The organism is Acidobacteriota bacterium, assembly GCA_028875575.1.
In the GTDB taxonomy this organism is placed as follows: Bacteria; Acidobacteriota; Terriglobia; order Versatilivoradales; family Versatilivoraceae; genus Versatilivorator.
The window spans coordinates 25,385-31,384 of the sequence record JAPPDF010000011.1; the positions used below are offsets into that span (position 1 = coordinate 25,385).

4 protein-coding genes are annotated in these 6,000 nt (G+C 61.8%); all 4 read left to right on the plus strand.

Annotated elements, in window-relative coordinates:
- The first annotated feature begins 332 nt into the window (after positions 1 to 332).
- The 4 genes from OXI69_01925 (at position 333) to OXI69_01940 (ending at position 5,607) form a co-directional block, all read left to right on the plus strand.
- The gene (locus tag OXI69_01925; GenBank protein ID MDE2664890.1) at positions 333 to 1,064 is read left to right on the plus strand and encodes a glycosyltransferase family 2 protein; all 732 of its coding nucleotides are present in this window, start codon (positions 333 to 335) and stop codon (positions 1,062 to 1,064) included.
- A 525-nt stretch (positions 1,065 to 1,589) separates the two neighbouring features.
- Positions 1,590 to 1,937, plus strand: a complete 348-nt coding sequence (locus OXI69_01930; protein MDE2664891.1) for a cytochrome c — start codon at positions 1,590 to 1,592, stop codon at positions 1,935 to 1,937.
- Positions 1,938 to 2,367: 430 nt separating this feature from the next.
- On the plus strand, positions 2,368 to 4,974 hold the full coding sequence (gene polA, locus OXI69_01935; protein MDE2664892.1) for a DNA polymerase I: 2,607 nt from the start codon (positions 2,368 to 2,370) through the stop codon (positions 4,972 to 4,974).
- 78 nt (positions 4,975 to 5,052) lie between these two features.
- Positions 5,053 to 5,607: an HDIG domain-containing protein gene (locus tag OXI69_01940; GenBank protein ID MDE2664893.1), complete on the plus strand. Its 555-nt coding sequence runs from the start codon at positions 5,053 to 5,055 to the stop codon at positions 5,605 to 5,607.
- The last annotated feature ends 393 nt before the right edge of the window (positions 5,608 to 6,000 follow it).

Below are 6,000 nucleotides of genomic sequence, written 5' to 3' on the forward strand. Positions count from 1 at the left end.
CGCACACCCGTGCAGGGTCATCGCCAGAGCCAGCTTCCCCTGCGATTGCGCCCCGTCCTGTTAATCCTGTGCATCCTGTGCATCGATGTTTAGTTTATGTTCCGCCTCGATTGATCTACCCCGTCGCGAAGGTGCCCGCTGTGCCCAACGCCCGAATTCCCGGGAATCCGCAAGCTCGCAACGGACAATCGCTCGAGTGCGCCTGGCCCGCAGCAGCTTCCCGGCCCTTGGCGGATTCCTCGCAATCCTTCTCCAACTCCTTGGAAACCCTTGGTCGTCCTTGGTGCCCCTTCGTGGATAACTCTTTTGGGAGGCGTGTATCATAGTGGCACATGGAGCCTCCCGACCTTTCCATTGTCATCCCCGCCTACAACGAAGCGGAACGCATCGAGCAGACGCTGGATACGGTGCGCGCCTATATCCGGACCCAAGCACTGCGGGCGGAGGTCGTGGTGGTCAACGACGGGTCCCGGGACCGGACGGGACCCTTGGTGACCGCCTGCGCCAGGCATTGGCCCGGCTTGCGCCTGGTGAACAACCCTCGAAACCTGGGCAAGGGGTTCAGTGTCAGAAACGGTGCCCTGGAAGCCAGGGGACGGGTGGTGTTGATCACCGACGCCGACCTCTCGGCACCGATCGAAGAAATGCCCAAGCTGGTCGATCCCATTCTCGGCGGGGATCGGGACCTCACTCTCGGTTCCAGGGCTCTGGACCGTTCCCTCATCGGTGTCCACCAGTCGGCTTTCCGGGAGTACGCCGGGCGCCTTTTCAACGGGCTGGTGCAGCTCCTGACCGGTCTTCCCTTCCGGGATACCCAGTGCGGTTTCAAGGCTTTCCGGCGGGAACCCATGCTCCCGGTGCTGGCCCGCCAACGCATCGCCGGCTTCGGTTTTGATCCGGAGATCCTCTTTCTGTCCAAGGCTCGCGGCCTCCGGCTCGAGGAGATTCCGGTACGATGGAACCATGCCGAAGGAACCAAGGTCCGCCTGCTGCAGGACGGCCTCAAGATGATTCTCGGCCTGTTCCTGATTCGCTGGAATCAGCTCACGGGGAAATATCGGTGAGGGAGGCAATCGATTCGCCACCTGCACGGATTACTCGCTCCCCCCACGGGCTGACGCCCTGTAAATGTCCCAGTCAAGAAATTCCTGGCCTCCTGCAGTGACGTGGGCTTGGGGAGAGCTGCGAAGCTGCGGTTGACGTGGGTCACCTGCGTAACGCCTGCTACCGGCCATCCTTAAAGAGCAGCGTAGCTGCGGCTCAGGGTAGCCCCGGGTGGAAGCCCGGGGTCGTTTGCGGATTCGCACTGTCGCAGCCGCGTATGCGGCGGATTAGTGGCGGGGTCTCGACACGCACTGCCTCTCCCGAACAACCCCAGACCCGTGCCAACCCCAACCCCATCGAAAACCACGACAAACCCTCACTCCCCTCCCACCGACCCTTGTTCCCTTTTCCCGGACCCCACTCGAGATGTTAGGCTATAATTTCGGCAGGAGTCAGTATCCCGCCCGCCGCTTCCCGGCCGGAAGGCCGCCTTGCACCGGGGAAGCGAGCCCGTTTCTTGAAACAACCCAGGAGGACAGGACCCGATGATTGGTCGATTTGGAATACTAGCCGGTTTTCTTGGACTGATGCTGCTTTACGCTCCCCAGGGATTTGCGGGAGACGCTCCGGACGTCTCGGGGATTTACAAGAAGAACTGCGCCATGTGCCACAAGGCGGACGGCAAGGGACTTGCCGTCATGAAGACCCCCGACTTCACGAGCAAGGACTGGCAATCCAAACACACCGACGAGCAGTTGATAGAGGCCATTACCAAGGGGTCGGGCGAGGGCCAGATCAAGATGCCAGCCTTCGGCGAGGGCACCAAGGCCAACTTGAGCCCGGAGACCGTCAAGGCCCTGGTGACCGAAGTCATCCGGAAATTCGCCGAATAACGGCGGGATTGGCGCGGTTTCTCAGGGGCGCTGCTTATCGGAAGGGTGCACCCGATTCGCCGCATTCGCGGCTACAGCAGCGCAAAATTCACACGACCCCGGGCTGCCGCCCGGGGCTACCCTGAGCCGCAACTACGCAGCTCTATAAGGATGGCTTGTAGCAGGCGTTATCGCAAGTGACCCACGTCAACCGCAGCTTCGCAGCTCTCCCCTAACCCACAACGCTGCCGGGGGGCAGGATATTTTTAACTGGAATATTTCCAGGGCGGCTCCCGGTCGCAGCCCGGAAATCCAGATTTTGGCCAATTCTGAATGCACCGTTCGGGTGCGCAAACGGTCCTCGCAGGTCGGCGGCGGGCCGACGGTCTCCGATTGACAGCACCTCCCTGAAGGATGATGGAGGCACTTACGGGAGGAGGAAGTTCCACCAGTGGCAACCACCTCCAAGCCCCCAGCCCCGCCCCGAAGTCTGTTTCTGGTGGATGGCATGTCCCACATCTTTCGGGCCTACTACGCCATCCGCGGCCTGACCGACAGCCAGGGGCATCCCACCAACGCCGTCTATGGATTTGCGGCCATGCTGCGCAAGCTGATCCGGCAGCACCAGCCCGACTATCTGGCCGTCATCTTCGACACCGAAAAACCGACCTTCCGGCATGAGGCCTACGAGCAGTACAAGGCCAATCGGCCCAGGATGCCCGAAGACCTGGCCTCTCAGCTCCCGGTGATTCGGGAGTTCTGTCAGGCCATGCGGATCCCCATCCTGCAGCTGGACCGCTTCGAAGCCGACGATATCATCGGAACTCTGGCCAGGCAGGCCGGCGAAAACCGCTGGGAAACCACCATCGTCTCCAACGACAAGGATATGTTCCAACTGGTGAACGACAGGACCCGAGTGCTTCACCAGTCCAAGACCGATACGCTCTTCGACGCCCCCAAGGTGGAGGAGTTCTTTGGAGTCGCCCCTGAACAGGTGGTGGACGTGCTGGGGCTCATGGGAGACAGCGTGGACAACGTCCCGGGCGCTCCCGGTATCGGCGGCAAGGGAGCCCGCGACCTGGTGCGCACCTTCGGCAGCTTGGAAGCCCTGCTGGACCAAAGAGAGCAGGTCTCGCGCAAGACCTACCGCGAGTCCCTTGAAAATAACCGGGAGCAGATCCTTCAAAGCAAGGAGCTGGTCACCATCGATACCGCGGTGCCCATCGACTTCAGCTGGAAAAACCTGCAGGTACAGGAACCCGACCCGGACAGGCTCCGGTCCCTGCTGGCGCAACTCGGCTTTCAATCCATGCTGAAGGAGATGGAGGGGGGCGTGGCTCCGGCCCAGGCAAAGCCGCCCGAATTCCAGCCCCTGGCCTCCCCGCTGCAGCTTCGGACTCTGCTGGAGCAGGCGCGTTCGGCCTCCTACTGCACCTGCTGGCTGGAAACCGACCCGGAGGATACGCTATGCCGAAGTCCCCGCCGCCTGGCGGTGATGGCAGGGGAATCGGGTTGGACCCTTGACCTGGAAAACGGGGCCGCACCGGGACTGAATGACCTCAGGGAATTCTGGGAAGATCCGGGAATCGGCAAGGTCTTTTACGATGCCAAGCCGGCCCACCTGGCTTTGCGGCATCCCGGCCTGGAGCTGAAGGGACTGCAGGGAGACGCCATGCTTGTCTCCTACCTGCTGCAGCCCAATCGCAGCAACCATGGCTTGAGCGAAATCGCCTTCGGCCTGCTGGGGGAAGAGGCGCCGCCGGAGGCCGGAGGCCGCTGCGCCATCGTTCAACGGCTGTTTGGGAAGTTGCGGCCCCAACTGGAATCCTCGGGACTGCAGCAGGCTTACCGGCAGATCGACCTGCCGCTGGTCGAAGTCCTGGCGGAGTTGGAGTGGAACGGGATTCGGGTCGATTCCGCCGTGCTTCGGAAGATGTCCGAAGATTTCGAGCGAACCGCCAAATCCCTTACGGAAAGGATCTACGAGGTGGCCGGGACCGAGTTCAACCTGAACTCACCCAAGCAGCTCGGAGAGATTCTCTTTGACAGACTCAATCTGCCCACTCCCCGAAGACTCAAGAAGTCCGGTCAATATTCCACTTCGGTGGAGGTGCTGGAACACTTGGCCAAGGACTATGAGGTGCCCCGCCTGATGCTGGAGTACCGCCGGATCGCCAAGCTCAAGTCCGGATACGTGGACGCTCTTCCCCGCCTGGTGGATGCTCGGACCCGGCGGGTTCATCCCTCCTTCCACCAGACGGTGGCTGCCACCGGCCGGCTGTCCTGCAGCAACCCCAACCTGCAGAACATCCCCGTCCGCTCCGAGCTCGGCGCCCAGATCCGATCGGCATTCGTGGCCGGCCAGGGATGCCGCTTGCTGTCCGCCGACTACTCGCAAATCGAGTTGAGGATCCTGGCCCACCTTTCCCGGGACGCGGTGCTGCTCGATGCCTTCCAGAGAAATGAGGACATCCACACCCGGACCGCCAGCGAAGTGTTCGGCATCGACCCCCTGCTGCAAACCAGCGAGATGCGCCGGCGCGCCAAAGCCATCAACTTCGGCATCATCTACGGCCAGACGGCCTTTGGCCTGGCCAGGGAGCTGCAGATTTCCCACCGCGACGCCCAGGAATTCATCAAGCGCTACTTCGAACGGTACAGCGGCGTCAAGCAGTTCATCGATCAGACGATTCAGGATACTCGGCAAAGCCGGATAACCCGCACTCTCTTCGGACGCCACCGGCAGATCCCGGACATCAACAGCCGCAATCCCGGCCTGCGCCAGTTCGCCGAGAGGACAGCCGTGAATTCACCCATTCAGGGCACCGCCGCCGACCTGATCAAGCTGGCCATGATCCGCATCCACCGGGAGCTGCGGGAGCGCAAGCTCCAATCCAGGATGTTGCTGCAGGTACACGACGAGCTGGTGTTCGAGGTACCCGGGTCGGAGATGGAAGCCATGCAGGCCCTCGTCAAGCAGGAAATGGAGTCGGTGTATTCGCTCTCGGTGCCCCTGGTGGTGGACGTGGGTGTCGGCCAAAACTGGATGGAAACCTGAACGCCAGGCCATGGCCCGATGGGCGTCCGCCCCGGATCCTGTCCGGTTTCGCCGGGTTCTTTTTGAAGGAGAGGTCTTATGTTGGAGCGGGAATCCGCCTTCGAATTGCTGACCGAGTACACCAGCAATCCCAGCCTTATCAAGCACGCCCTGGCCGTGGAAGCCTGCATGCGGGCCTACGCCGGCAAGTATGGAGAGGACGTGGCGAAATGGGGGATCGTGGGCCTGCTGCACGACTTCGACTACCAGAGATTTCCCGATCCTCCCGACCACCCCGAAAAGGGCGCCCAGATCCTGAAGGAACGGGGTTATCCGGAGGACGTGATCTACGCCATCAAGTCCCATGCTCACTGGACCGGTTGCCCCAGGAACCATTTGGTGGACAAGGTGCTGTTTGCCTGCGACGAGCTCTCCGGCTTCATCACGGCGGTGACCCTGGTGCGCCCCGACCGCAAGATCGAGGGACTCCAGCCCAAGTCGGTCAGAAAGAAATTGAAGGACAAGGCCTTTGCCCGCTCGGTGAGCCGGGAGGACATCCGCACCGGCGCCACCGACCTGGGGGTGGAGTTGAACGAGCACATCGCCTTCTGCATTCAGGCCATGAGCGGCATTTCAGCCCGGCTGGGACTTTAGCGCGGGTATTTCTTACCTGAAACACCGCTGTTTCGTTCTGTATCAGCCACGCCGTCGCACGGTCCGGAGCCGAGCCTTACCCCCACCGCATCAGCCCTCGCCATCCGGCGCTGCTTTGCGGCGCCGCGTATGCCCCCCTCCGCATCAGCCTTCGCCTGCGGCTCGGCTTCTGCGACTCCCCCTCAAGGGGGGAGTGATTCCCGAGGCTTGCATAAAAGGCATGAGTGTGCAATCCATTCATGGTTTACACAATAAACCGCATACATGGTTTACACGGCCAGTCTTCTTTATGTAGGGCTAAGCATATCTCCAAGGGGGTCGATGGGCAACGAGCGGGCGTGCTCCGCAGGGAGGGCGGAGCCCGACCGAAGGAGCACTCCCGGCTTCACTCCC